The 23008-nt window shown below is 70.7% G+C and carries 25 protein-coding genes; 10 read left to right on the forward strand and 15 right to left on the reverse strand.

Annotated features, from left to right (window positions below; translation table 11 throughout):
- The first annotated feature begins 118 nt into the window (after nucleotides 1–118).
- On the forward strand, nucleotides 119–520 hold the full coding sequence (locus tag O1R50_RS08070; RefSeq protein ID WP_270109418.1) for a hypothetical protein: 402 nt from the start codon (nucleotides 119–121) through the stop codon (nucleotides 518–520).
- 54 nt (nucleotides 521–574) lie between these two features.
- Here the strand turns inward: O1R50_RS08070 and O1R50_RS08075 are convergent, their stop codons facing one another.
- Both O1R50_RS08075 and O1R50_RS08080 read right to left on the reverse strand, forming a co-directional pair.
- Nucleotides 575–1036, reverse strand: coding sequence for an SRPBCC family protein (locus tag O1R50_RS08075; RefSeq protein WP_270109419.1), 462 nt, complete (start codon nucleotides 1034–1036; stop codon nucleotides 575–577).
- Nucleotides 1037–1120: 84 nt separating this feature from the next.
- A complete protein-coding gene (locus tag O1R50_RS08080) occupies nucleotides 1121–2611 on the reverse strand; it encodes an MDR family MFS transporter (protein WP_270109420.1) in 1491 nt (496 codons plus the stop codon).
- Nucleotides 2612–2753: 142 nt separating this feature from the next.
- Between O1R50_RS08080 and O1R50_RS08085 the strand changes: the two genes are divergently transcribed.
- Nucleotides 2754–3362, forward strand: coding sequence for a TetR/AcrR family transcriptional regulator (locus tag O1R50_RS08085; RefSeq protein ID WP_270109421.1), 609 nt, complete (start codon nucleotides 2754–2756; stop codon nucleotides 3360–3362).
- Here the strand turns inward: O1R50_RS08085 and O1R50_RS08090 are convergent.
- Complete coding sequence (locus O1R50_RS08090) at nucleotides 3359–3910, reverse strand: DUF4396 domain-containing protein (RefSeq protein ID WP_270109422.1); 552 nt, start codon at nucleotides 3908–3910, stop codon at nucleotides 3359–3361. The two genes, O1R50_RS08085 and O1R50_RS08090, sit on opposite strands and share 4 nt — an antisense overlap.
- A gap of 171 nt (nucleotides 3911–4081) precedes the next feature.
- Between O1R50_RS08090 and O1R50_RS08095 the strand changes: the two genes are divergently transcribed.
- From O1R50_RS08095 to O1R50_RS08105, 3 genes are read left to right on the forward strand one after another with little or no spacing between them, the layout of a single operon-like run.
- Nucleotides 4082–5386 carry a chloride channel protein gene (locus O1R50_RS08095; protein ID WP_270109423.1) on the forward strand — a complete coding sequence of 435 codons (1305 nt, stop codon included), beginning with the start codon at nucleotides 4082–4084 and terminating at the stop codon, nucleotides 5384–5386.
- Nucleotides 5387–5395: 9 nt separating this feature from the next.
- A complete protein-coding gene (locus O1R50_RS08100; protein ID WP_270109424.1) occupies nucleotides 5396–5917 on the forward strand; it encodes a potassium channel family protein in 522 nt (173 codons plus the stop codon).
- Nucleotides 5918–5975: 58 nt separating this feature from the next.
- Nucleotides 5976–6161 (forward strand): hypothetical protein, encoded by a 186-nt coding sequence (locus O1R50_RS08105; RefSeq protein ID WP_270109425.1) that lies wholly within the window; start codon nucleotides 5976–5978, stop codon nucleotides 6159–6161.
- 3 nt (nucleotides 6162–6164) lie between these two features.
- Here O1R50_RS08105 and O1R50_RS08110 read toward each other — a convergent pair whose 3' ends face one another.
- The 3 genes from O1R50_RS08110 to O1R50_RS08120 are packed head-to-tail and all read right to left on the reverse strand — an operon-like array spanning nucleotide 6165 to nucleotide 9687.
- Nucleotides 6165–7283, reverse strand: coding sequence for a bifunctional 2-methylcitrate synthase/citrate synthase (locus O1R50_RS08110; protein ID WP_270109426.1), 1119 nt, complete (start codon nucleotides 7281–7283; stop codon nucleotides 6165–6167).
- The gene (gene prpB / locus O1R50_RS08115) at nucleotides 7280–8185 is read right to left on the reverse strand and encodes a methylisocitrate lyase (RefSeq protein WP_270109427.1); all 906 of its coding nucleotides are present in this window, start codon (nucleotides 8183–8185) and stop codon (nucleotides 7280–7282) included. Before prpB ends, O1R50_RS08110 begins: the two co-directional genes overlap by 4 nt.
- Complete coding sequence (locus O1R50_RS08120) at nucleotides 8182–9687, reverse strand: MmgE/PrpD family protein (protein WP_270109428.1); 1506 nt, start codon at nucleotides 9685–9687, stop codon at nucleotides 8182–8184. Before O1R50_RS08120 ends, prpB begins: the two co-directional genes overlap by 4 nt.
- 131 nt (nucleotides 9688–9818) lie before the next feature.
- Here O1R50_RS08120 and O1R50_RS08125 point away from each other — a divergent pair, with 131 nt between their 5' ends.
- Both O1R50_RS08125 and O1R50_RS08130 read left to right on the forward strand, forming a co-directional pair.
- Nucleotides 9819–11216 carry a short-chain fatty acyl-CoA regulator family protein gene (locus tag O1R50_RS08125; RefSeq protein ID WP_408612642.1) on the forward strand — a complete coding sequence of 466 codons (1398 nt, stop codon included), beginning with the start codon at nucleotides 9819–9821 and terminating at the stop codon, nucleotides 11214–11216.
- 173 nt (nucleotides 11217–11389) lie between these two features.
- Nucleotides 11390–12598 carry an MFS transporter gene (locus O1R50_RS08130; RefSeq protein WP_270109430.1) on the forward strand — a complete coding sequence of 403 codons (1209 nt, stop codon included), beginning with the start codon at nucleotides 11390–11392 and terminating at the stop codon, nucleotides 12596–12598.
- Nucleotides 12599–12653: 55 nt separating this feature from the next.
- Here O1R50_RS08130 and O1R50_RS08135 read toward each other — a convergent pair whose 3' ends face one another.
- From O1R50_RS08135 to O1R50_RS08145, 3 genes are all read right to left on the reverse strand, one after another.
- Nucleotides 12654–14093 (reverse strand): glycoside hydrolase family 43 protein, encoded by a 1440-nt coding sequence (locus O1R50_RS08135; RefSeq protein WP_270109431.1) that lies wholly within the window; start codon nucleotides 14091–14093, stop codon nucleotides 12654–12656.
- Nucleotides 14094–14360: 267 nt separating this feature from the next.
- Nucleotides 14361–15065 (reverse strand): FadR/GntR family transcriptional regulator, encoded by a 705-nt coding sequence (locus O1R50_RS08140; RefSeq protein WP_270109432.1) that lies wholly within the window; start codon nucleotides 15063–15065, stop codon nucleotides 14361–14363.
- Nucleotides 15066–15158: 93 nt separating this feature from the next.
- Nucleotides 15159–16616 (reverse strand): class II fumarate hydratase, encoded by a 1458-nt coding sequence (locus O1R50_RS08145; protein WP_270109433.1) that lies wholly within the window; start codon nucleotides 16614–16616, stop codon nucleotides 15159–15161.
- A gap of 135 nt (nucleotides 16617–16751) precedes the next feature.
- Here O1R50_RS08145 and O1R50_RS08150 point away from each other — a divergent pair, with 135 nt between their 5' ends.
- Nucleotides 16752–17048: a GNAT family N-acetyltransferase gene (locus O1R50_RS08150; RefSeq protein WP_270109434.1), complete on the forward strand. Its 297-nt coding sequence runs from the start codon at nucleotides 16752–16754 to the stop codon at nucleotides 17046–17048.
- Here the strand turns inward: O1R50_RS08150 and O1R50_RS08155 are convergent.
- On the reverse strand, nucleotides 17045–18016 hold the full coding sequence (locus O1R50_RS08155; RefSeq protein ID WP_408612643.1) for a pirin family protein: 972 nt from the start codon (nucleotides 18014–18016) through the stop codon (nucleotides 17045–17047). The two genes, O1R50_RS08150 and O1R50_RS08155, sit on opposite strands and share 4 nt — an antisense overlap.
- Before the next feature lie 134 nt (nucleotides 18017–18150).
- Between O1R50_RS08155 and O1R50_RS08160 the strand changes: the two genes are divergently transcribed.
- On the forward strand, nucleotides 18151–18618 hold the full coding sequence (locus tag O1R50_RS08160) for a MarR family winged helix-turn-helix transcriptional regulator (protein ID WP_270109436.1): 468 nt from the start codon (nucleotides 18151–18153) through the stop codon (nucleotides 18616–18618).
- 4 nt (nucleotides 18619–18622) lie between these two features.
- Here the strand turns inward: O1R50_RS08160 and O1R50_RS08165 are convergent, their stop codons facing one another.
- A complete protein-coding gene (locus tag O1R50_RS08165) occupies nucleotides 18623–18964 on the reverse strand; it encodes a YciI family protein (protein ID WP_270109437.1) in 342 nt (113 codons plus the stop codon).
- Between the two features lie 88 nt (nucleotides 18965–19052).
- Nucleotides 19053–19982: an oxidoreductase gene (locus tag O1R50_RS08170; RefSeq protein WP_270109438.1), complete on the reverse strand. Its 930-nt coding sequence runs from the start codon at nucleotides 19980–19982 to the stop codon at nucleotides 19053–19055.
- Between the two features lie 165 nt (nucleotides 19983–20147).
- On the opposite strand from O1R50_RS08170, the gene O1R50_RS08175 reads away from it, so the two are divergent.
- Nucleotides 20148–20732, forward strand: coding sequence for a TetR/AcrR family transcriptional regulator (locus O1R50_RS08175; protein WP_270109439.1), 585 nt, complete (start codon nucleotides 20148–20150; stop codon nucleotides 20730–20732).
- A 36-nt stretch (nucleotides 20733–20768) separates the two neighbouring features.
- Here the strand turns inward: O1R50_RS08175 and O1R50_RS08180 are convergent, their stop codons facing one another.
- The 3 genes from O1R50_RS08180 to O1R50_RS08190 form a co-directional block, all read right to left on the reverse strand.
- Entirely contained in the window at nucleotides 20769–21389 is a 621-nt protein-coding gene (locus tag O1R50_RS08180) for a LysE/ArgO family amino acid transporter (protein ID WP_270109440.1), read from the reverse strand.
- A 39-nt stretch (nucleotides 21390–21428) separates the two neighbouring features.
- A complete protein-coding gene (locus O1R50_RS08185; RefSeq protein ID WP_270109441.1) occupies nucleotides 21429–22310 on the reverse strand; it encodes a DnaJ C-terminal domain-containing protein in 882 nt (293 codons plus the stop codon).
- An 86-nt stretch (nucleotides 22311–22396) separates the two neighbouring features.
- Entirely contained in the window at nucleotides 22397–22918 is a 522-nt protein-coding gene (locus O1R50_RS08190) for a hypothetical protein (RefSeq protein ID WP_270109443.1), read from the reverse strand.
- Nucleotides 22919–23008 lie beyond the last annotated feature (90 nt).

Consider the following 23008-nt stretch of genomic DNA (forward strand, 5'->3'; position numbering starts at 1 on the left):
GCAGAGTGGCGCGGATCACTGGTACTTGGGGGTATGGAGAGTGCGGCCGGTTCGCGTCTTGATGGGTACGAACGGCGCACTGATAACAGTGCGCCCCAAGCGAATTGGAGCCTCCACAATGAACAAGACCTGGATCGCGCGTACCGGTCTGGCGCTCGGCGCCGGCCTCGCGCTCGCCGCGAGCATCGCCGCCCCCGCGCAGGCCGCCGACGTCGAGGCCCAGCTGACCGATGCCGGCGGGAACCTGGTCGCCGAGATCATCCACCACGATGAGGGCGACGTCTTCTCCGTGCACGACTGGCACCCCGACGGCCACGGCGTCCGCGGCAGCCTCTACCTCGTCGAGGACGGCGAGTGGGTGCAGCTCGAGAGCATCTACAACGGACTGGGCGCGGGCGAGTTCACCACGTTCCAGTGGAACGTGCTCACCGGCGAGGAGTACGTGATGGAGGTCTGCACCGTGGACGGCGCGAACGACCCGGAGGCGAACGACTGCGTCTTCCAGGAGATCACCGAGTAGCGCGATTCCCTCCGAACCTCGTGAACGAGGCCGGGCCCCTATGGGGTCCGGCCTTCAGCGTTCGAGGTAGGACTCGAGGTTGAGGAGCGAGGAGCCCAGGCCTTCGGCGTGGTCTTCGGCGCTGATGCCGTCGGGGACGTTCTCGGCGGTGATGGTGACGCGGGTGCCGTTCGCGATGGGTTCGAGAGTCCACGCGCCGGTCATGGTGCCCGCGAAGGCCGGGTCGTCGGAGACGAAGTCGACCTCGGTGACGATGCGGGTGTTCGGGACGAGCTCGATGAAGCGGGCTTCGACGGTGTCGGTGTCGGCGGTGGTCTTGCCGGGGGCGTCGGCGGGGTCGTCGTAGGTGAGGGTCATGCGGTAGCCGCCGCCGGGGCGGGGGTCGTAGTGCTCGAAGCGGCCGGTCATGCCGGCGGGCGGGAGCCAGGCGGCGAGCGCGTCGGGGTCGGTGAGCGCGGCGTAGACGCGTTCGACGGAGGCGGGTATGTCCCTGCTGGCTTGGTCGGTGCGCGGCATCTTCGGACGGTAGCATCCGCCGCCTACGGCGGGGGCGCGAAAGGGCCCGGCCCCGCGAGCGGGACCGGGCCGGTGTTCGTGCTCCTAGTGGGCCGGGACGGCGTCGGCGTTCGGGTTGTCGACCTTCTTCACCAGGAAGGCGGCGGCCACGGCGACGAGGGCCATGACAGTGCCGCACAGGAAGGCGAGGTGGATGCCGTCGGCCTGGGCCGCGACGGGGTTCGCACCCGATTCGAGGCTGGCGGTGGCGCCGGTGGTCATCAGGGTGATGAACACGGCGGTGCCGACCGCGCCCGCGACCTGCTGGAGGGTGCTCATGATGGCGCTGCCGTGCGGGTAGAGCTCCATGGGCAGGGCGCCGAGCGAGGAGGTCATGAGCGGGGTCATGAGGCTGCTGAGGCCGAGGCTGAGCAGCACGTGGATGACCACGACGAACCAGGTCTCGCTGCTCTGGTCGAGCATCGTCATGAGGCCGAGGGCGCCCGCGAGGACGATCGCGCCGGGGATGACGAGCGGTCGGGGGCCGACCTTGTCGAAGATGCGGCCGATGAACGGGCCGGAGAGGCCCATCGCGAGGCCGCCGGGGAGGACCACCAGGCCGGTCTGGAGCGTGCTGAGGTCCAGGACGTTCTGGAGGTAGATCGGCAGCAGGATGAGCGAGCCGAAGAGGGTCGCCATCGAGACCAGCAGCATGATGATGCCGACGGTGAACGAGCGGTGCTTGAAGGGCCGCAGGTCCATCAGGGCCGCGTCGCGGCGCTGGAGGCGCAGCTGGCGGAAGACGAACAGGGCCAGTGACACGGCGCCGGCCGCGACGGCGGCGTAGGGCGGGATCGGGGTGTCGTTCCCGGCCGCCGACTCGCCGAAGCTGCTGAGGCCGTAGATGAGGCCGCCGAAGGCCACGGCGGAGAGGAGCGCCGAGAGCAGGTCGAGCTTGACCGGGCGCGTCTCACCGAGGTTCTTGATGAGGACCCCGCCGAGGACGAGGGCGAGCACCGCGATCGGCAGCACGGACAGGAACATCCAGCGCCAGGTGAGGTTGTTGAGGATGAACCCGGAGAAGGTCGGGCCGATCGCGGGGGCGACGGCGATGACGATGGTGATGAAGCCCATGGTGCGTCCGCGGCGTTCGGCCGGGACGAAGGTCATCAGGGTGGTCATGAGCAGCGGCAGCATGACGGCGGTGCCGCTGGCCTGGATGACGCGGGCGACGACGAGCACGGGGAAGACCGTGGCCGCGCCCGCGAGCAGGGTGCCGGCGCAGAAGAGCCCGATGGCGGCGAGGAACACCGTGCGAGTCGTGAAGCGCTGCAGGATGAGCCCGGTCATGGGGATGACGACTGCCATGGTGAGCATGAAGCCGGTGGTCAGCCACTGCACGGTGGCGGCGGTGATCTCGAACTGCTCCATGAGGCGCGGCAGTGCCACGCCCATCACGGTCTCGTTGAGGATCATGACGAACGTGGCCACGAGGAGCACCCCGAGCACGATCTTGATCTGGCGCGGTATGCCCGGTGCGGGCGCGGGCGTCGCTTCGGCCTCGGGCGTGTCGGCCGGTCGTTGGTCAACGGTCATGGGGTTGTTTCCTTCGGTGGTGTTCCTGCCCGGTGCACGGCTGGCCCGTGCCGGGGCCCACCGGGGTGTCGGAGGGTGACGGGACGCGCGCACCGGAAAGTGTCAGTGACTGTCAATCATTGCAGTTGCTACCATCCGCGTCATGGGCACCGGTGGGAGTTTGCGAGAAGTGTCACGTCGGGCCGTGCAGTCGAGGATCGCGCGGGCCGCCGAAGAGCTGTTCGTGGCAAAGGGTTTCGAGGAGACGACGGTCGATGAGATCGCCGCCGCCGTCGGTATGTCCCAGCGCAGTTTCTTCCGCTACTTCGCATCGAAGGACGAGGTGGTGCTCGACAGCCTCGAGCGCCTGGGCGAGGAGCTCACGGCCCGGCTGGAGGCGCGTCCGGCGGATGAGCCGGAGTGGGATTCGCTGCGGCACTCGTTCGCGTCCGTAGTGGACCGCCTGTCCGACCCCGAGGCGCGCGATCACGATCGGGCGATCCACGGGATCGTGAACGCGAGCCCGCGGCTGCTCGCGGCCTACCTGGGGCGGCTCGACCGGCTGCAGGGTTCGCTCTCGGAGCTGCTGCTCGATCGGGCCGCCCGGAACCCGGGCGGCGAGACGGATCCGGTGGTGCTGCGCGCGCTCGTGGGCGGGGCGTTCGCGTGCCTGCAGGCGGCGATGCACCATTGCGGCGTCGAGCCCGAGGTGTTCGGGCCGTGCCTGGACCGGACGATGGCGGCGCTGCGTCCCGCGGGCGCCTCGGCCTAATGGTGATGCTGGTGGACGACCGCGTGGCCCTTGCCGCGTGAGATCAGCCAGCGGTTGATCGGAACGGTGACCACGAACGCGATCGCGAGCGCGGCCGCCAGCGTGAGCCAGAACCGGGGGTCGGCCAGGCCCATCTCCATCGCGCCGGGGATGGCGAGGATGAACGCGTTGTCGACGATCTCCATGACCGCGATCGAGATGGTGTCGGCGGCGAGCGCGACCTTGAACGCTTCCTTGAAGGACAGTCCGGCGCGCAGGACGCCGCGCATGGTCAGCGCGTAGCCGAAGAGGAAGGCCAGCGCGATCGCGAGCGCGATGGTGGCCGCGCCGTGCCAGCCGAGGGCGGTGCCGATGACGACGCCGAGCACTTCGCCGATGGCGCAGCCGGTGAGGCAGTGGAGGGTGGCCGAGGCGGCCATGCCCCAGCTCGCGGTCTTCGCCTGGGCGCCATGGGAGGCGTGGTCCTCGTGACCGGTATGCCCGTGTCCCGCGTGGTCCTGGGCGTCGTGCTCGTGGTGCTGGTGGTGCTCATGGGCGGAGTGGTCCACAGCGTGCTCCTCGCTAATCGGCGGCCCGGGGTGGCCGCGACCGGGAAGATGTTATACCCCCATAGGGTATTTTGCAAGCGCGGCCCGGAGGCGGAGAAATGCAATGTGCTGCGGCCCTGTGCGCCGCTGTAGGAAGATCCACAGTGCAGCATAGGGCGATGTGGGGGCACCATGGTCGAGACTTCCGGAGGCCGGGGCGCTGGGCTCGGCGGCCGGTACGCTCGCGTGCTCGCCCTCGCGGGCCTCATCGGCATCCCGGTCTCGGTGGCGGCCTTCGCGTTCCTCGCGCTCCTGCACTGGCTCACCGACTTCGTCTGGGAGGACCTGCCCGAGCACTGGGGCCTCGAACCGGTGCCGTGGTGGTGGCCGGCCCCCTGGCTCCTCGTCGGCGGCGCGATCGTCGCGTTCGCGATCACCCGCCTGCCAGGGCACGGCGGGCACGTCCCGATCGAGGGCCTCTCGCCCGACCCCGCGCCGCCCTCGCACCTGCCCGGAGTCCTGCTCGCGGCGCTCGGCGGCCTGCCGCTCGGCGTCGTGCTCGGCCCCGAAGCGCCGCTCATGGCCGTGGGCGCGGCCTTCGCCACGATCCTTACGAGCCGATGGGTCGTGCGCGGCGGCCCCGAGAACGCCCTCATCAGCACGTCCGGTTCCGCGGCGGCCGTCGCCGTCATCTTTGGCAGCCCGCTCGTGGCGGCCGTGTTCATCCTCGAATCCGCCGGCCGCGCCGGGATCCGGCCGATCCGGGTCGTGCTGCCGTGTCTGTTCTCGGCCGGGATCGGCGCGCTCGTGTTCACCGGACTCGGCGAATGGACGGGCCTGCGGGTGACCTCGCTGCAGCTCCCCGGACTCGACGTCCCCGACCGGCCCGACCTCGCGGATCTGCTGTGGACGATCCCGCTGGCGGTGCTCATCGCCGTGGGCGTCCGCCAGGTCCACCACCTCGGACGGCGCCTCGTCCCGCACACCGACCGGCGGCCCGCGCTCATGGCGATGGCCGCCGTCGCGGTCACCGCCGCCGCCGCCGCGGCCTACTCGCTGCTGACCGGCCGCTCCCCCGTCGAGGTGCTGCTGTCCGGACAGGAGGCGCTCGGTGTCTTCACGGGGACGGGCGACGTGCCCGGCGTCTGGGCACTGGTGGGGCTGCTGGTGTTCAAGGGCCTGGCGTACGCGGTGTCGCTCGCGACGCTGCGCGGCGGCCCGATCTTCCCGGCCCTGTTCCTCGGCGCGGCCGCCGGTGCGCTCCTCAGCGGGCTCCCCGGGTTCGGCATCGCCCCGGCGATGGCCGCGGGCATGGCTGCCGCCACCGCGGCGATCCTGCCGCTGCCGGTCTCGTCGGCCGTCCTAGTCACGCTGCTGCTCGGGTCGGGGGCGAGCGGGATGACCCCGATCGTGCTCATCGCCGTCGTCGTCGCGTTCGTGACCGAGCAGCTCATCGACCGCACCGGCAACCGCGAGCCCGTGCCCGAGGCGACGTAGGGGGTGGGCATGCAGGACAAGGGGAACGAGCGTTCGCAATCGTACCGGTTGCGCTGGCTGCTCGCGGGACTCGCGCTCATCGTCCTCTACTTCGTCGTGCCGATCCGCAGCGAGCCCGATCCCGTCGTCCTGGTCCTGCGCTGGTGCGGCACCGCCGTGCTGCTCGCGGGAGTCGCGATCGTCATCCGCAGGCAGGCGGTGCGGCAGCTCCGCGAACCCGACGCGCCGCTCGGGGCCCTGATCGTGGGCATCCTCGCTGGGGTGCTGCTGTTCGCGCTCGTCGACTACGGGGTGGCCGTGTACCGGCCCGACCAGTTCGCCGGCCTGCACACCCGCGTGGACGCCCTCTACTTCGCGCTGAGCACACTGAGCACGGTCGGGTTCGGCGACGTCACGGCACAGGGCCAGTTCGCCCGGGTCCTGGTGTGCGTGCAGATGGCGTTCAACGTCACGGCGATCGCGGGCTCGGCCTCGCTCATCGCCCGCAAGCTCGCCGAACGCGCCCGTACCCGCGACCGCCGCGCCCTCTGACGGGGAGAGGACCCGGCACGGACCGCTCAGGCGGGAGCGGGAAGAAGTGGAGGCCCGCATGTTCTTGCGCAAGCGGTCGAACATCCAGATCGGACACCTGACCGGCACCAGCCCCGCCTTCGGATTCCTCTGGGTCGGAGAAGAACGGCGCTACCGGCTCACCACCTTCGTGATCCACCGCCCCGAAACGGGCAGGAAGCTCGTCGAACTGCACTGCGACACGTGCGGCGCCTCGGCGCCGTGACGCTCAGGCCGCCAAGGGGATCGCGCGCTGCGCGGGCCCGGTGTAGGCGCTCAGCGGGCGGATCAGGGCGTTCGACTCGAGCTGCTCGATCACATGCGCGGTCCAGCCGGTGATGCGGGACATGACGAACAGCGGCGTGAACATCGGGATGTCGAAGCCCATGAGGTAGTAGGCGGGACCGGCCGGGAAGTCCAGGTTCGGGTGGATCCCTTTGGCCTCCATCATGGCCGCCTCCAGCTCCTCGTACATCGCGACCCAGCGCCGTCCGTCGGTCAGCTCGGCCATGTCCTTGAAGGCGGCCTTCATGGTCGGCACGCGCGAGTCGGCGTCCTTGTAGACGCGGTGACCGAAGCCCATCACCTTCTCCTTGGCGGCCAGCCGCTCGAGGAGCCAGTCGCGGGCCAGCGCGGGGTCGTCGATCTCGAGCATCATGCGCATGACGGCTTCGTTGGCGCCGCCGTGGAGCGGGCCTTTGAGGGCGCCGATGGCGGCGGTGACGGCCGAGTAGATGTCCGAGAGCGTCGAGGCGACGGTGCGGGCGGTGAAGGTGGAGGCGTTGAAGCTGTGCTCGGCGTAGAGGATCATCGAGATCTCGAAGCAGCGCAGCACTTCCGGTGCGGGCACGGTGCCGAAGCACATGTGGAAGAAGTTCTCGGCGAAGCCGAGGCCCGGGTCGGGGGCGATGCGGCCCTGCCCCCTGCGGCGGCGGAAGTCGTGGGCGACGACGGTGGGGAGCTTGGCGAACATCGCTTCGGCCTTGGCGCGGTTGGCGGCCGGGCTGTTGTCGTCCTCGGCCGGGTCTTCGGCGCCGAGGCAGGAGACGGCGGTGCGCAGCAGGTCCATCGGGTGGCAGTTGTCGGGGAGCCGGTCGATGACGGCAATGGTGGAGCGGGTGACTTCGCGTTGCGCGCCTTCGCGTTCGGTGAATCCGGTGAGGGCGTCGGCGGCGGGCAGGTCGCCGTACCAGATGAGGTGGGCGACGGCTTCGAAGGAGCAGCCGCGGGCGAGCTCCTGGACGGGGTAGCCGCGGTAGGTGAGGGAGTTCGTCTCGGGGACGACCTCGCTGATGGCGGTGGTGTCGGCGACGACTCCGGCCAGGCCCTTGCGGATGTCGGTGCTCATGCGTCCCTCCCGGGGGTTTCGAAGTCGAAGAGCTGCTTGTCGAAGGCGTTGTACGAGGCGTAGTCGACGAGTTCGTAGAGGCGGGCCCGGGTCTGCATCCGGTCCACATGGGTGGCCTGGGTGCCTTCGGTCTCCAAGGCGTCGAAGAGGTCTTCGACGGCGCCCATGGCGGCGCGGAGGCTGGAGACGGGCCAGATGACGAGGTTGTAGCCGAGGTCCTCCAGTTGCCGGGCGGTGAGCGCGGGCGAGGTGCCGAACTCGGTCATGTTCGCCAGGAGCGGCACGTCGACCGCTTCGCGGAAGGCCGCGAACTCGGCTTCGGTGCGCAGGGCCTCGGGGAAGACCATGTCGGCCCCGGCGTCCGCATAGGCTTTGGCGCGGTCGACGGCGGCGTCGAGGCCTTCGATCGCGCGGGCGTCGGTGCGGGCGCATATGACGAAGTCCGGGTCGGTGCGGGCCTGGACGGCGGCGCGGACCCGTTGCAGCATCTGGGAGGTCGGCACGACCTCCTTGCCGTCGAGGTGGCCGCAGCGCTTGGGGTTGACCTGGTCCTCGAGGTGGCAGCCCGCGATCCCGGCGTCCTCGAAGGCCGCGATGGTGCGGGCGACGTTGGCGGCCTCGCCGAAACCGGTGTCGGCGTCGATGAGGGTCGGCAGGCCGGTGGCGCGGGCGATCTGGCCGCCGCGCCCGGCGACCTCGGTGAGGGTGGTGAGGCCGATGTCGGGCAGGGCCAGGTCGGCCGCTAGAGCGGCGCCGGAGACGTAGACGCCTTCGAAGCCGCGGTCGGCGACGGCGCGGGCGACGAGCGGCGAGAACGCCCCGGGGAGCCGCTGGAGGCGGCCGGAGGCGAGCCCGGCGCGCAGGGCGCGGCGCTTCTGGGACGGCGAGATGCGTTGCGTCATCGGAAGAGTCCTCCACTCGTGGGTGCGGTCAGCGCTCCGGGCGGGGCGGCGAGGTTGAGGGCTCTGACTTCGGCGGCGCCGAGGGAGCCGATGCGGCAGGCGAGGTCGAGGAACCGGTCCTGTTCGGTCCGTGCGATGACGCCGTCGGCGAGGGTGCGGAACTTCTGGAGGTACTGCTCGCGCGCGAAGGGCCTGGCGCCGCGGGGGTGGGCGTCGGCCACGGCGAGTTCGTCGTCGATGCTGGTGCCGTCGTCGAAGACGACGGTGACCCGGCCGCCGAAGGCGCGCTTGTCCGGGTCGGGGTCGTGGTAGCGGCGGGTCCACTCCTGGTCTTCGAGGGTGCGGACCTTGCGCCACAAGGCGACCGTGGATTCCCGGTGGGCGCGTTCGGGAGTGTAGGAGCGCTCGTGGTGCCAGTCGCGGTCTTCGAGGGCGACGGCGAAGATGTACATGATGGAGTGGTCGAGGGTCTCTCGGCTCGCGTCCGGGTCGAACTTCTGCGGGTCGTTCGCGCCGGTGCCGATCACGTTGTGGGTGTGGTGGCTGGTGCGGATCACGATCTCGGCGATGCGCGAGAGGTCGCCGATGCGCGGCGCGAGCCGCCTGGCGAGGTCGATGAGGGCCTGGCTCTGGTACTCCGCCGAATGCTCCTTGGCGTAGGAGTCGAGGATGGCGCGCTTGGGTTCGCCGGGGGCGGGCAGCGGCACCGTGTAGCGCGCGTCCGGTCCGCTGAGGAGCCGGGCGATGACGCCGTCCTCGCCTTCCCAGATCGGCGCGGGCGCGCCTTCGCCGCGCATGGCCCGGTCGACGGCCTCCACGGCGGCCTTGCCCGCGAACGCCGGGGCGTACGCCTTCCAGGAGGAGATCGCGCCCTTGCGCGACTGCCTGGTGGCCGTGGTGGTGTGCAGCGCCTGGCCGATCGCCTGGTAGATCACGTCGGCGTCGAGGCCCATGAGGGTGCCGATCCCGGCCGCCGCGGAGGGACCGAGGTGTGCGATGTGGTCGATCCGATGCTCGTGCAGGCAGATCGCGCGCACGAGGTCGATCTGGACCTCGTAGCCGGTGGCGATGCCGCGCACCAGCGCCGCGCCGTCGAGGCCCCGGTGCTGGGCGACGGCCAGGATCGGCGGGATGTTGTCGCCGGGGTGCGAGTAGTCGGCCGCGAGGAACGTGTCGTGGAAGTCCAACTCGCGCACCGCTACCCCGTTCGCCCACGCGGCCCATTCGGGCGAGCTGCGCACCTCGGTCGCGGCGCCGAAGACGGCCGCCCCGGGACGGTACGGGTGCGCGAAGGCCTGGGCGCGGGCGTTGGCGACCGGGCGGCGGGCGAGCGACGCGGCCGCGACGGCGGCATTGTCGATGACCCGGTTGCCGATCATCTCGGCGACCTCGGGCTCGACCGGGACCGGGTCGCGGGCGACCTCGGCGAGCTTCCAGGCCAGCTGCGCCTCGCGCGGCAAGTGCTCGCGCGAGGCGTGGACGCGGACGGGGTGCTCGATCATGCGGCGGCTCCTTCTGGGTTATCTTCACAGTATGTACAGCCACCGATCCCTATGAAAGCACTGAACATGTGGTTTCTTGTGGAAATATCGGCCGGATTTTGTGAACCTTGTGAAAGGACCAGTGGATGGCGTTGAAGACGGCCAAGGTCGGCCTGCGGCTGCGCCGGTTCCGGGAGGAGCAGGGCCTCACGCAGGCCTCGCTCGCCACCGCGCTGGGCATCTCCACCAGCTACGTGAACCAGATGGAGTCGAACCAGCGGCCCATCACCGGCCCCGTGCTGCTGCGCCTCGCCGAAGTCTTCGACGTGGACGTGCAGCGCTTCTCAGCCGCCGAGAGCGACCGCCTCGACGCGCAGTTGCGGGACGCGCTCGCCGACACCGCCCACGCCGAGCAGGTCTCACACGGCCAGACCCGCGAGCTCGCCGAGGGCATGCCCGAACTGGCGCGGTACGTCGTCGACCTGCATCGCCGGTACCGGCACGCGGTCGAGCGCAACACCGCCATGAGCGCCGAACTGGATGCCGGGGCCGCGCCCACGGCGTACGAGGAGGTGCGGGACCTGTTCTACGCCAAGCGGAACTACGTGCCCGAGCTGGACGAGGTCGCCGAGCGGATCGCCGCCGGACTGGACCCGGCCGACCTGGACGCGGAGCTCGCCCGGCTGCTGGCCGACCGCCACGGCACCACAGTCGCCGCGCTCGGCGCCGAAGAGCAGGCCGGGGCCAAGCGCCGCTTCGACCCCGAGGGCCGCGTCCTGCGCGTCTCGCCGCTCCTCACTCCGGGCCAGCGCTCCTTCCAGCTGGCCACGCACCTCGCGCTGGTCGAGCACGCGGACCTGATCGACGGCCTGGTGGCCGCCGCCGACCTCTCCGGGCCGGAGGCGCGGGGGCTGGCGCGGATCGGCCTGGCGAACTACTTCGCGGGCGCGCTGATTCTGCCGTACGGGGTGTTCCGAAGCGCCGCAGAGGAACTGCGCTATGACATGGATCTGCTGCAGCGGCGGTTCCGGGTGGGGTTCGAGACGGTGGCGCACCGGTTGAGCACGCTGCAGCGGCCGGGCGCGCGGGGCGTGCCGTTCTTCTTCGTGCGGGTGGACCGGGCAGGGAACATCTCGAAGCGGCAGTCGGCGACGGACTTCCACTTCTCGCGGGTGGGCGGTAGTTGTCCCCTGTGGAACGTGTATGAGGCGTTCGCGCATCCCGGGGAGATCCGGACCCAGCTCGCGCAGATGCCCGACGGTCGCGCCTACCTGTGGGTGGCGCGCACGGTGACGCGCCGCTACGGCGGGTACGGGACGCCGGCGAAGACGTTCGCGATCGGGCTGGGCTGCGATCTGCACTATGCGCACCGGCTGGTGTACGCCGACGGGCTGGACCTGGCGAGCCCGGCGGCGCTGACCCCGATCGGTCCGGGCTGCAAGGTGTGCGACCGGTCGGGCTGCCCGCAGCGGGCGTTCCCGGCGATCGGCAGGCCGCTCGACGTGACGGACCACCGCAGCGGCTTCACGCCGTACCCGTCGTCGGCGTGAGGGTCGGGCGGCGTTGCCCCGCCGAACCGGCGGCAAGCGCCGCGCTCTGGCGGGAGGCGCCCAAATCGGCGACCGCGGCCGGCGGCACCGGTTCGTCGAATGCGTTTGTCGAACGCTGAAGCTCGGTGCAAGCTGGGTGCCGGACCACCATGCCGCCGCCCGATTGGACCGTCGTGACCAGCACCGCCCTGCCCGCGTCCGCCCGCACCGCGCCCGAGCTCGTGCACTGGCGCAACGCCGTGTTCGCGGTGTTCGCCCTCTCCGGGTTCGTGTTCGCGAACTGGGCCGCGCGCGTCCCGAACATGCGCGACATCCTCGGAGCGACCACGCAGGAGATGGGCGTGCTCATCCTCGGCCTCTCGGCGGGGGCGATGCTCGGGCTCATCGCCTCGGGCCATGTGGTCGCCCACCTCGGGGCGACCGCGGCGATCCGCTGGTTCCTCGCCGTCACCGCCGTCGGCCTGGTCGCGATCGGCCTCATCGCCGGGCTCGCGCCCTCGTACTGGGCGCTGTTCGCGGCCCTCATGCTCCTCGGCGCGGGCAACTCGGTGCTCGACGTGGCCATGAACCTCTCCGGCGCGGCCAACGAGCGGCGCATCGGCAGGACCCTCATGCCGATGTTCCACGCGGGCTTCAGCGTCGGCACCATGCTCGGCGCGGGCCTGGGCGCGCTCACCGAGCAGCTCGGCGTCTCGGCCGGATCGCATCTCACCGTGGTGGGCCTCGCGGTACTGCTCGCCTCCGTGTACGTGGTCAGGTTCCTCCAGCCCGCCGAAGAGCCGCGCACGGCCGAGCCGGGCGAGCGGGCCGGGTGGCGCACCCGCCTGGCCGCGTGGACGGACCTGCGGGTGCTGCTCATCGGCCTCATCATCCTCGGCATGGCGTTCACCGAGGGCACCGCGAACGACTGGCTGGGCTTGGCGATGGTCGACGGCTACGGGCTCACCAACCCGGGCGGTGCGGCGGTCTTCGCCGTGTTCGTCACCGCGATGACGGCCGGGCGCGCCTTCGGCGGGCTGTTCCTCGACCGGTTCGGGCGCGTGCCGGTCCTGGCCGGGTCGGCGCTGCTGGCGCTCCTGGGCCTGCTGCTGGTGATCCTCGGGCCGACCGCGCCGGTCGCGATCGTCGGCACCGTCCTGTGGGGAGTCGGCGCGTCGCTCGGCTTCCCGGTCGGGATGTCGGCCGCCGCGGACGACCCCGAGAAGGCCACCGCGAACGTCGCGGTCGTGGCCACGGTCGGGTACTGCGCCTTCCTCATCGGTCCCCCGCTGATCGGCCTCATGGGCGACCAGGTGGGCCTGCGGAACGCGTTCTACGTGGTGCTCGTGCTCGTGGCGATCGCCCTGGTCTGCTCGCCCGCGGCGCGCAAGCCCAAGGTCTGAGAGCCCGGCGCGGGCGGTGGGGCCCGCGCCGGGCGGCTGAGTTGCCGGGTCTCGGTTACGTGGTGACGCGGAAGGTCGCGTCGGCGCGTTCCTGGGTGGTGCTGACGGGGTCGAGCCGCAGCGCGTACCCGTAGTGGCGGATGTAGCGGGTCGGGAAGTTGTAGGACGTGAACGAGCTCCACGACGAGTCGGCGAGCCCGGCGACCCGGTTGAAGGTGGCGTCGGCGTTGAACGTGCCGCCGGACTCGCGGGGCGCGAGCACGAAGTCGTAGTTGGCGTGGCGCAGGAAGTGGCCGGGGAAGTTCACCGACTCGAAGGAGACGGCGCTGGAGGAGGCCAGGCCGGGCACGAGCCGGAACTGCGAGTCGGCGACGGGGCTGACACCGGGATCGATGCGCACGTCCATGTTGTAGTGCCGCACATAGCGGTCCTGGTAGTTGTAGGACTGCAGGCGGTTGAACACCGGGTTCTGGTAGCGGCCCAGGACCCGGGTCTCCTCGGCCTGGGTCAGGTTGAGGACGAACCCGTGGCGCTTCAGGTTGGAGCCGAGGCTGTAGTTGGTCACCTTGCGGTAGCCGGAGACGGCCGCGGGGTTGGTGGTGAGGACGGGCATGTAGCCGCGGCCGGTCGCGTACTGGTCGAGCCAGAGCGCCCATTCGCTGCGGTCGTTGAACTTCGCCCACATGGGGCCTTCGACGCCGCCGCCGGTGAGGTTCGCGAGGTCGCCGAGGCGGGTCCAGGAACCGGTCAGCGAGTTGCTGCCCTCGATCACGATCTGGGTGGTCTTGGAGGCGCGGTAGTAGCGGTAGCCGCCGGTGTTGGCCTCGATGATCTGGGTGTCGATGAGCTGCTCGGACCCGGCCAGGTTGATGTAGATCTGCGGCGTGGTGATGGAGCGGAAGTCGGTGGTGCGGGCGCTCCAGATGCGGTGCTTCTTGATGCCGTTGAGGGTCGAGTTGGTGGCCCAGTAGAGGAGGAAGTTCCCGGCGGCGGCGTCCCAGATGGCCTCGGGCGCCCAGGCGTCACCGGCGTCGCCGATGGATGCGGCGACGGGGAGCAGCCACGGGATCGACCAGTTGACGAGGTCGGTGGACTCCCAGACGACGAGGTTGCGGCTGCCGATGTGCTGGGCGTCGGTCCAGGACGTGCCCGATCCGATGTGGAGGTCGGTGGCGATGATCCAGTAGCGGTTGCCGGCGGGGTTGCGGACGATGATGGGGTCGCGGACGCCCTTGGTGCCGATGGGGGTCCGCAGGACGATCTGGCCGCGGTTGAGGTCGGTCCAGTTGAGGCCGTTGTCGGAGTGGGCGAGGTAGATCTGCTCACCGCCGGTGCCCTCGCCGATGAAGTGGGCCATGAGGTAGCCGGTGTAGGCGGTCTGGGCCGCCGCGGGTGATGCCGGGAGCAGCGCGGCGGCGGGGACCGCGGCCGCGGCCGCGATGAGGCCGCGGCGGCTGAGCCGCGGCGTGACGTGGCGTGAGGGTGGTGTCGACATTGACTCTCCAGGGATCTTGCAGCCGAAATGATGATGTGAAGGGTAACAATCAACATCGATGGAGTCAATATCTTCGATATTAAACGAGAGCGCGCTCGTCGACGCGCGCCTCCCGGCCTGCGCCCGTCTTGACCGAAGCGCCGGACCCGGAGCCTTCCAGCCGGCGGGAATCGCGACGTGCAGGCCCGCCGTGATCAGGAATCCGAGCAGGCCGAGCATGGACTCGGATTCGGGCGTCGTCAAGTCGAGGCGAGCGAAGGCGGTGCGCTAGCGGCGCGAATGCACGTATTCGAGCAGGTCGCCGCGGGTCTGATCCATGTGGCTGGCCATGGCGTCGCGGGCGGCGAGGCGGTCGCCGGAGGCGAGCGCCTCGACGATCGCGGTGTGCTCGGCGATGGCGTGCTCGCGGATCTCAGGCACGGCGCTGGTCTCGCTGCGGGTCTCGGCGAGCAGCGTGGTCAGCGGCAGGAGGGCCGCTACCAGGATGCGGTTGTCGGCGGCGCGGAGGATCACGTCGTGGAATTCGAGGTCGGCGGCCACGAACTCGGCCACGTCGGTCCTCGCGTGGGCGGCCTTCATGCGCCCGATGAGCTGGCGCACCGCGTCGAGGTCGGCTTCGGTGCGGCGCTCGGCCGCGAGCTGGGCGGCGCCCGTTTCGATCATCATGCGGACCTCGAGCAGTTCGAGCGAGGACCGCTCCCGCTCCCCCGCGCTGCGGGCGTGCCGCACGACCGCTTCCAGGCCGGTCCACTGCGCGACCGGGGCCACGCGGTGGCGGCGGCCGGGCACCTGCACGATGACGCCCTGGGCCTGCAGCAGCCGCACGGCCTCGCGCAGGGTGAGCCGCGAGACGCCGAAATCCTCGGCGAGGTCGCCTTCGGGCGGCAGGGGTTCGCCGGGTCGCAGTTTGCCGTCGATGATGGCGTCGAGGACCTGTTCGACCACCTCTTGCGTCCGTGACGCCCGCGCCATCGACCCTCCTCCGGTAAATGCCTCGAGCGTAAGGCAATTGGGCTTCCAGGGTGGAACGAGGTCGCGACCGGAGTGGTCGGGCTGCCACACCGGCTACTCCAGACCGAGGTCCTTGCGCGGGTTGCCGACCATCGTCGTGGGGTCGACGATGCGGTCGAAGTCGGCCGCGCTCACGCCCAGCGCGAGGGCGGCCTCGCGCAGGGTCGAGCCCTCTTCGTCGGCCTTGTGGGCGATCTCGGTCGCCTTGTCGTAGCCGATGTGCGGGCTCAACGCGGTCACGAGCATGAGGGAGCGGTCCACGTGCTCGCCGATCTTCGCACGGTCGAGCTGCGTCCCTTCGACACTGAAGTCCTTGAGCTTCTCGGCCGCGTCGCCGAGAATGCGGGCCGAATGCAGCACGTTCGCGATCACCACCGGGCGCATCGTGTTGAGCTCGAAGTGCCCCTGCGCCCCGGCGGCGGCCACGATCGAGTCCTCGCCGATCACCTGCAGGCAGACCATGAGCGTCGCCTCCTGCTGGGTCGGGTTCACCTTGCCCGGCATGATCGAGGAGCCCGGTTCGTTCGCGGGCAGGCGCAGTTCGGCGAGCCCGGCCCGCGGGCCCGAGGCGAGCCAGCGCATGTCGTTGGCCACCTTCATGAGTGCGACCGCGACGCCGCGCAGGCCGGCGCTCACCGCGACCATGCCGTCGAGGGAGGCCTGCGCCGCGAACTTGTTCGGGGCCGTCACCAGCGGCAGGCCGGTGAGTTCGGCGAGCTTGGCCGCGATCGCCTCGCCGAAGTCCTCCGGGGCGTTGATGCCCGTGCCGACGGCCGTGCCTCCGGCGGCGAGGCCGCAGACGCTCGCCAGCGAGTCCTCAAGGCGCACACGGGCATCGCGGAGCTGCGCGGCCCAGCCGGACCATTCCTGCCCCACCGTGAGGGGCGTCGCGTCCTGGAGGTGGGTGCGGCCGATCTTCACCACGTCGACCCACTGCTCGGCCTTGAAGCGGATCGCCTCGGTCAGCGCGTCGAGCTGCGGGAGCGTGCGGTCGCGCAGCGCCAGCAGGGTCGCGAGGTGCATCGCCGTGGGGAAGCTGTCGTTCGAGGACTGGCTCAGGTTCACGTGGTCGTTGGGGTGCACCGGAGCCTTCGTGCCGATCCCGCCGCCGAGGAGCTGGTTGGCGCGATTGGCGATGACCTCGTTGACGTTCATGTTGGTCTGCGTGCCCGAACCGGTCTGCCACACCGAGAGCGGGAACTCCGCGTCGAGGTCGCCGGAGACGACCTCGCCCGCCGCGACGACGATCGCCTCGGCCAGCAGCGGGTCGAGCAGGCCGTGTTTGGCGTTCACGACGGCCGCGGCCTCCTTCACGCGCCCGAACGCCCGGTAGACCGCGGTGGGCATCCGGTCCTCGCCGATCGCGAAGTGGTGCAGGGAACGCTGCGTCTGCGCGCCCCAGTAGTGCTCGGCCGGGACCTCGATCGCGCCCATCGAGTCGGTCTCGATCCGCTTCCCGGTCGCGCCGGTGCCCACCGGCAGGGTGCGAATCCGGTACTGCTCGTTCGCCATCGGTAAGGCCTCCCGCGCTCGATGCCGTTTCGCCCCAGGATTCCACGATTCCGGCGGGACCGCTAAGACTCCGCGTTCGGTGGACGCCGCGGCACCCGGGGACCATGCTTGGCGGGAGGGGAAGGAGGCAGGTACGTGGACGTGACCGATGCTCCGGACCGGGCCCGCTACGAGGCGCACCGGGACGGAGAGCTGATCGCCTTCTCCGACTACGTGCGCCGCGAGGGGACCGTCACCTTCACCCGCCTCGAGGTGTTCCCCGAGGCCCGCGGATCGGGCGCGGCCGCGGCATTGACGCGCGCCTCGCTGGACGACGCGCGGGCGCGGGGCGAGCGGGTGCGGCCGCTGTGCCCGTACTACGCCCGCTGGATCGAGCGGCACCCCGAGTACCAGGACCTGGTCGTCGAGGGCCGCTCGTTCAAGCATCCCTAGTCGGTGTGCGGGAGGCGCTTCGCGGGGATCACCCCGAGGCGCCCGGCCTGGTAGTCCTCGAAGGCCTGCAGCAGTTCGGCGCGGGTGTTCATGACGAACGGCCCGTAGTGCGCCACCGGTTCGCGGATCGGCCGCCCGCCCAGCACGTACAGGTCGAGCTTCGGAGTGTGCGAGTCCTGGCGCGGCGAGGCGGCCACGCGGATCGCGTCGCCGGGGCCGAACACGGCGGTCTGTCCCATCTGGAACGGCCGATGGTCGGTGCCGACGGTGCCCGCTCCGGCCAGGGCGTAGACGATCGCGTTGTACTCCGGATGCCACGGCAGGTCCACCTGTGCGCCGGGCTCGACGGTGATGTGCGCCAAGGTGATCGGCGTGTAGGTAGAGCCGGGCCCGCGGTGCCCGGCGATGTCCCCGGCGATGATCCGGATCAGCGAGCCGCCGTCGGGCGTGGTGACGAGCGCGGCTTCGCCGCCGCGGATGTCCTGGTAGCGCGGGGCCACGAACTTCTGGGCGCGCGGCAGGTTGACCCAGAGCTGCGTGGCGTGCACGACGCCGCCGCTCATGACGAAGCTCTCGGGCGGCATCTCGTTGTGGAGGATTCCGGCCCCGGCGGTCATCCACTGGGTGTCGCCGTCGGTGATGCGGCCGCCGCCGCCGTTGGAGTCCTCGTGCTCGATGACCCCGTCCATGACGTAGCTGACGGTCTCGAAGCCGCGGTGCGGGTGCCAGGGCGCGCCGGTGGGCTCGCCCGGGGCGAGGTCGACCTCGCCCATGTGGTCGAAGTGGACGAACGGGTCGAGTTCGTGCATCGGGATGCCCGCGAAGCCGCGGCGGACCTGGAAGCCCTCGCCTTCCATGCCGAGCGTCGCGGTGACGAGGCGCTTGACCTCGCGGAAGCGGGTCTGCGCCGGGTCGGGGAGCGGCAGCCGGGGCAGGACGAGGACGTCTTCGACGGTGACGGCGGGCATGGCGATGCCTCTGCTTTCCTTCACGGCGCACCGGCGCGGAGGTCCCGCGACCGTACATGATGCGTCATGTTCTTCATTCCGAACTGTAGCTCGCAATAGATGATGTGTCAATAATCGAGTAGGATGAAGCCATCATGAACGACGACACCCAGTGGCTCAGCCCGCGCGAGCAGCACTCCTGGCGCGCCTTCATCCGGCTGAACCAGAAGCTCTTCGCCCGCCTCGGCAGCGAACTCCAGACGCAGTCGAAGCTGTCAGGCGCCGACTTCGCGATCCTCGTGGCCCTCACCGACGACCCCTCGGGGCGTCTGCGCTTCCAGGAGCTCGCCAAGGCCATCGACTTCGAGCAGAGCCGCCTCTCGCACCAGATCGCCCGCATGATCAAGCGCGGCCTCGTCGCCCGCGAAGAATGCGCCGAGGACGGCCGCGGCGCCTTCGTCACCATCACCGACCAGGGCCGCGAGACCATCGAGGCCGCCGCCCCCAAGCACGTGGCCGCCGTCCGCCGCCTCGTGCTCGACGCCATCCCCCCCGAGGAGCTCGACGCTCTCGGCGACATCGCCGCGCGCATTCTCAAGCACCTCGACGAGACCGCGCCCTAACGCCTCAGCTCTCCGGATCGTAGAAGAGCTCCCGGACCTCCTGCGCGCAACGGCAGGCCGCGGCGATCTCGGCGGCCCACCGGAGGGCCTCCTCACGCGAGGGAACCTCGATGATCGAGAACCCGCCGATGGCCGTCTTCGTCTCGGGGTCGGGGCCTTCAGCCACGGTGCCGTCCGTCGCGACGATGGACGCGCGCTGGCTGGGCAGCCCCGCGCCGAACACCCACACGCCGGCCTTCTTGGCTTCGGCGACCACCTTGTGGCTGTCCACCCCCGCCTCCCGCAGTTCCTCCTCGGAGAGGTCCGCCATCGCGCCGTCGTCGAACGAGATCAGAAACCGCTTCATCGCGCCACTCCCTGCTCAGCGCCGCCAAGGGTGACGGCGCCCGAATCCTGACCCGATCGTACGAGCGCCCCCCGACATCGGCCGGTGATCAGGCCGCGGCGAGTTGGAACTTCACGCCCGTCAGCCCCTCCGAGACCGTCCACAGTCGCGCGGCCGTCTCAAGGTCCTTCGCCGCCGGGATCGTGTCGACCACGACCGGCGCCCCCTTGCGCTCCCTCTTGCCGGCCGGGCCGTAGTACTGCCCGCCCTGCGCCTTCGGGTCGGTGGCCGCCCGCAGCTGGGGCAGCGCTCCGTCCGCCTGCGACTGGGTCACGAACGGCATGATGAGGTTCGAGATCAGCCGCACCGGCGCGTTCATGCCGTTCGCGACCAGCCGCGTCGCGGAGAAACCCGGGTGCGCGAGGAGACTGCGGACCGGGCTCCCGGCGGCCCGAAGCCGCCGGTCGAGCTCGAGACCGAACACGGCGTTGGCGAACTTCGACTGCCCGTAGAACGCGATCGCACTGTAGCGCTTCTCGCCGTTGAGGTCGTCGAAGTGGATGCGCCCGTGCCCGTGCGCGAGCGAGGAAACGGTGACCACGCGCGGATCACGGCCCGCCTCGAGCAGGCCCAGGAGCCGCCCGGTGAGGGCGAAGTGCCCGAGGTGGTTGGTGGCGAACTGGCGCTCGTGGCCCTGCGGGCTCAGCGACCGCGGCGGTGCCATGACGCCGGCGTTGTTGACCAGCAGATCCAGTCGATTGCGGTCGGCGTTCAGCTTCTCGGCGAACGCCGTGACCGAGTCGAGGTCTTCGAGGTCGAGCGTGCGGACCTCCAGGTTCGCGCGCGGGTGATCGGCGCGGATCTCATCAGCCGCCTTGCGGCCCTTCGCCTCCGAGCGCGACGTCATGATCACGTGCGCGCCGCGCCCGGCCAGCGCGCGGGCGGTCTCGATGCCGAGGCCGCTGTTGGCGCCGGTGACGACGACGGTGCGGCCGGTCTGGTCGGGGATGTCCGCGGCGGTCCACTGCTTGCTGCTCATCGCCTGCCTCCTGTCGGTTTCGCGCCGGGCGGCGGCCCGGTCACGAGGTAAGCTGAACTTAGGTTCATCTTCATCATGAACCATGATTCAGGTTATTGCAAGCCGCGTGGCGCTCGACACGCGCCGCGATGCCATACGATGCGGATCCGAACGAGAGGAGACGGGATGAGCACGGAACGCCCGCTGCGCGCCGACGCCGCGCGCAACCGCTCCAAGATCCTCGAGGCCGCCGACCGGCAGATCATCGCTCACGGTCCCGAGGTCCGCATGGAGGCCATCGCGGAAGAGGCCGGAGTCGCGGTCGGCACCCTCTACCGCCACTTCCCCACTAAGGACGCCCTGGTAGCGGCGGTCGTCGAGGGCCACGTCGAATGGATCATGACCGAGGTCGAGGCCACGGCCGACCGCATGGAGGCCGGCGCCGACGCCCTCGAGGAGTTCCGGCACTTCCTCTTGAGCACCGTCGAGCTCGCCGCCAGCGACAAGGCCGCCAAAGCGGCCGCACGGGCGCTCGGCGCGCAGCTCGACATCGAGCGCCCGATCGAGCGCGGCATCGCCGCCATGGAGCGGATCATCAAGGTGGGCAAGCAGTCCGGGCATTTGCGGGCCGATCTGTCCGTGGAGGACTTCTTTCTGCTGTTCGCCACCGTCCCCGTCGACCAGCCCCCGAAGGCCCGCGAGCGCTGGATGGAGCTGGTGCTCAACGGCATCGCCGCAGCTTCGGTGACGAGGGCGAGCGAGGCCGGCTGACCGAGGCAGTATGCCTCGTTGTCGATATATATTCCTTTAGTGCCCGGTGAACGTCAGGGCGAACTCGATCGCGAGCCACCCGGCGAACACCAGCAGGATCAGGCCCGAGATCCGGTCGAACCAGACGCGGCGTTCCTTGGTCATGAAGCGACGCAAGGCATGTGCGGCAGTGGCCAGCACGAGGAACCAGGTCCACGAGGCGACGACCGCCCCGGCGGCGAACGGCAGGCGCGTGCCCACGGCCTGGGCGGTGATGGCGGCGCCGAGGACGCCCACGGTGTCGAGGATGGCGTGCGGGTTGAGCAGCGAGACGGCCATGGTCCGGCGCAGCACCTGGCCGCGGGACCAGACGCCGGTCTCGTCGTCGAGCTCGGTCGGCTTGGCGCGCAGGGATTTCACGCCGAGGTAGGTCAGGAAGAGGGCACCCGCGATGAGCATCGCCGGGCGCAGGCCCGGCACCGAGTCCAGCAGCGCCGAGGTCCCGGCCGCGCCGAGCACGATCAGGATGGTGTCGCACACGGCCGCGCCGACGACCGCCCACAGTGCTCTCGGCATCCCGAGCGTGACGCCCTGCCCGAACACGAAGACGTTCTGCGCACCGATCGGCACGATCAGCGCCAGCCCGAGGGCGAGCCCGGTGAAGAAGGCGGCGGTCACCGCGCCATGCTAGCCGCACCGGCCGAACGGGCGCGGTCGTCAGGCCCGTCGCTGCTCGATCCTGTCGCGCCCCATCTCGCGGATGCCCCGGGTGGTGATCCAGCCGCCGACGCCCATCACGGCCATGCCGATCGCCACGCCCAGTGCCGCGGCTCCGTTCTGCTCGCTGCGCTGCGTTTCGGCGGAGTCGGCCGCTTCGGAGCGCTCGCCGTCGATGACGACCATGCAGACCGTGGTCTCCGTCGATTCGCAGACCGTGGCGTTCGACCGGATCACCAGCGCCGCGACCATGATCCCGATGCCGACGAGGGCGACCGCGGTCCCGACGGCGGTGAGGCCCGCACCCCAGCGCCGCGCCTCCCGTTCCACCAGAGTCGTCTCCGGCGATGCGCGGAGCTTCACGAGCAGGTCGCCGCGCCGCTCAGGGTCCTCCTTCGACGGGAAGCCGTGGCCGCGCAGCGGCACGATCGAGCCTTCCCCGCTGCCGGGCAGGACCTCGAGTTCGCGGTCGTCGTCGAGGGTCTCGACGTTGACCAGGCCGCCGCTGGCGAGGATCTTCGCGGGGACGTCGAGGGAGGTCCGCAGGTTCTCGCCGTCGTGCTCGAACACCGCGTGCGGCAGCTCCCGGACCGTGACGGCGAGCGTCCCGGGGACGCCTTTCGCCTGCAGCTCCAGCACTTCCCCGTCGTCGAGCGGTCCGGGGAGGGTGATCGTGGAGCGCCGGAGTTCGACGATGGTGCCGGCCCCGTCGCAGAACGCGCAGGTGCCGCCGTCGTCGCGGCCGGTGCCCTCGCAGTTGACGCAGTCGATCGGCGCCTCGTACGACACGGTCCGCTCGCAGCCGAAGGCCATCTCCTCGAGCGTCAGGCCAGTCTCGAACGCACGGGAGGTGAGCGGGATATCGGCCATGGCGGTCCTCATGATCCGGGAGTGGAGGGCAACGACCACAACGGTATTCGATCGCGTCTCGGACGGGAGGCCCCCGGTCGCGACCGCCGACCGGTCGTCTACTGGTCGTAGATGAACCGCTTGGCGAACTCTTGGAACGAATGGTCGTCGCCGATTCGATACCGCGGCCGGAGCTCCTCCGCGAACCGCATGCTGGACTCCTCGGCCGCGGTCTGTCGGCGCTGCTCGGCCTCGATCTCCTCGCGAAGCGCCTTGAGATCCTCGGCCAGCCACGTCTGAGTCGACTCCGGGACGGCCGCTTTGCCGTAGATGTCCAGCCACAGCTGCAGCTGTGAGCGGTAGTTCCGCTGCTCGCGCCGGGCGGCTTTGAGCAGGCTTTCGCGCTTTCGGTGGCGCCGCTGCGGAAGTGCGCGGAGTTCGGCGACGAGCGCGTAGAGTCGGGCGCCGTCCTGCGCCGCCTCGCGGAGGAGCTCCCTCGACCGCTGCTCCCACTCGTCCCGCAACAGCTGCAGCCGGTCTCGGGGATCCTCCGAGGCGGGCTCCGCCTCGGCCTGGCGTGCGGCCCGCCGCCGCTCGGCCCCTTTCACCTTCGGCTTCTTCAGTCGCTTCCGCTGGCTCAACGGCGCTCCTCACCCGTACTGGCCCCCGCGCAACCGGCGCACCGAGCGCGGCCGCACCGAAACTAGCGGGTCGGCCGTGGGACCGGTCCC

It is taken from the genome of Glycomyces luteolus (assembly GCF_027622875.1).
Taxonomy (GTDB): Bacteria; Actinomycetota; Actinomycetes; order Mycobacteriales; family Micromonosporaceae; genus Glycomyces; species Glycomyces luteolus.

What these genes read in the sequence shown, in the direction of transcription:
- O1R50_RS08105 (WP_270109425.1), top strand. Translation starts at nt 5,976, where the DNA reads ATGTTCTTGCGCAAGCGGTCGAACATCCAGATCGGACACCTGACCGGC.
- O1R50_RS08155 (WP_408612643.1), bottom strand. Translation starts at nt 18,016, where the DNA reads ATGCCCGCCGTCACCGTCGAAGACGTCCTCGTCCTGCCCCGGCTGCCG.
- O1R50_RS08070 (WP_270109418.1), top strand. Translation starts at nt 119, where the DNA reads ATGAACAAGACCTGGATCGCGCGTACCGGTCTGGCGCTCGGCGCCGGC.
- O1R50_RS08165 (WP_270109437.1), bottom strand. Translation starts at nt 18,964, where the DNA reads ATGAAGCGGTTTCTGATCTCGTTCGACGACGGCGCGATGGCGGACCTC.
- O1R50_RS08110 (WP_270109426.1), bottom strand. Translation starts at nt 7,283, where the DNA reads ATGAGCACCGACATCCGCAAGGGCCTGGCCGGAGTCGTCGCCGACACC.
- O1R50_RS08080 (WP_270109420.1), bottom strand. Translation starts at nt 2,611, where the DNA reads ATGACCGTTGACCAACGACCGGCCGACACGCCCGAGGCCGAAGCGACG.
- O1R50_RS08185 (WP_270109441.1), bottom strand. Translation starts at nt 22,310, where the DNA reads ATGAGGACCGCCATGGCCGATATCCCGCTCACCTCCCGTGCGTTCGAG.
- O1R50_RS08120 (WP_270109428.1), bottom strand. Translation starts at nt 9,687, where the DNA reads ATGATCGAGCACCCCGTCCGCGTCCACGCCTCGCGCGAGCACTTGCCG.
- O1R50_RS08135 (WP_270109431.1), bottom strand. Translation starts at nt 14,093, where the DNA reads ATGTCGACACCACCCTCACGCCACGTCACGCCGCGGCTCAGCCGCCGC.
- O1R50_RS08175 (WP_270109439.1), top strand. Translation starts at nt 20,148, where the DNA reads ATGAGCACGGAACGCCCGCTGCGCGCCGACGCCGCGCGCAACCGCTCC.
- O1R50_RS08085 (WP_270109421.1), top strand. Translation starts at nt 2,754, where the DNA reads ATGGGCACCGGTGGGAGTTTGCGAGAAGTGTCACGTCGGGCCGTGCAG.
- O1R50_RS08100 (WP_270109424.1), top strand. Translation starts at nt 5,396, where the DNA reads ATGCAGGACAAGGGGAACGAGCGTTCGCAATCGTACCGGTTGCGCTGG.
- O1R50_RS08170 (WP_270109438.1), bottom strand. Translation starts at nt 19,982, where the DNA reads ATGAGCAGCAAGCAGTGGACCGCCGCGGACATCCCCGACCAGACCGGC.
- O1R50_RS08145 (WP_270109433.1), bottom strand. Translation starts at nt 16,616, where the DNA reads ATGGCGAACGAGCAGTACCGGATTCGCACCCTGCCGGTGGGCACCGGC.
- O1R50_RS08075 (WP_270109419.1), bottom strand. Translation starts at nt 1,036, where the DNA reads ATGCCGCGCACCGACCAAGCCAGCAGGGACATACCCGCCTCCGTCGAA.
- O1R50_RS08140 (WP_270109432.1), bottom strand. Translation starts at nt 15,065, where the DNA reads ATGGCGCGGGCGTCACGGACGCAAGAGGTGGTCGAACAGGTCCTCGAC.
- O1R50_RS08160 (WP_270109436.1), top strand. Translation starts at nt 18,151, where the DNA reads ATGAACGACGACACCCAGTGGCTCAGCCCGCGCGAGCAGCACTCCTGG.
- O1R50_RS08095 (WP_270109423.1), top strand. Translation starts at nt 4,082, where the DNA reads ATGGTCGAGACTTCCGGAGGCCGGGGCGCTGGGCTCGGCGGCCGGTAC.
- prpB (WP_270109427.1), bottom strand. Translation starts at nt 8,185, where the DNA reads ATGACGCAACGCATCTCGCCGTCCCAGAAGCGCCGCGCCCTGCGCGCC.